This window comes from Massilia sp. TWP1-3-3, assembly GCF_049897805.1.
Taxonomy (GTDB): Bacteria; Pseudomonadota; Gammaproteobacteria; order Burkholderiales; family Burkholderiaceae_D; genus Telluria_A.
On the sequence record NZ_JAFCWX010000144.1, the window covers coordinates 1 to 552 of the forward strand.

Below are 552 nucleotides of genomic sequence, written 5' to 3' on the forward strand. Positions count from 1 at the left end.
GACGCGCCTTCGACAACATCTTTGTGGAACGACTGTGGCGCACCGTCAAGTACGAGGACGTCTACCTGAACGGCTACGCAAACATGGGCGAGCTGATGCTTGGCCTGACGGCGTACATGATGTTCTACAACGAAGAGCGCTTCCACCAGGCGCTGGGTAACGATACGCCGAGCAAGGTGTATCAGTCCGGGATCGGCGGCGGTGCCATGATCCTGGAGAAATACGGTGACGATGATGAGCCAGAAGCGCCAACGGAGGACACATCATCGACGGTAGAAAACGCGGGGCAGCGCCGGGCAGCTGCATGTGAAAAAAGCGCAGCCTAAACTAAATACATTCTTGTCTTGACTCGTGGGTCCACTTTAGACGTCACGTTCGTCCTCGCAAGCGCAGTCAGTTGCTTGTAGAACAAATCAAGCTGTCCTGATTTCAGGGTGACTGTTCAGCGCCTATGCAGTGGGCTGGATAGGATTACCGGCGAAGGCGCGTTGCAGCACCTCCAGCATGCCGTGGCCCTGCTTTCGCAGCGTATCGAGGCAGGAGCGAATGACG

General features: G+C 56.5%; 1 pseudogene. It reads left to right on the forward strand.

The features are described 5' to 3' along the window. Positions 1-227 (forward strand): annotated as a pseudogene (locus ACP7D4_RS28240) (integrase core domain-containing protein); the annotation flags it as partial. Positions 228-552 lie beyond the last annotated feature (325 nt).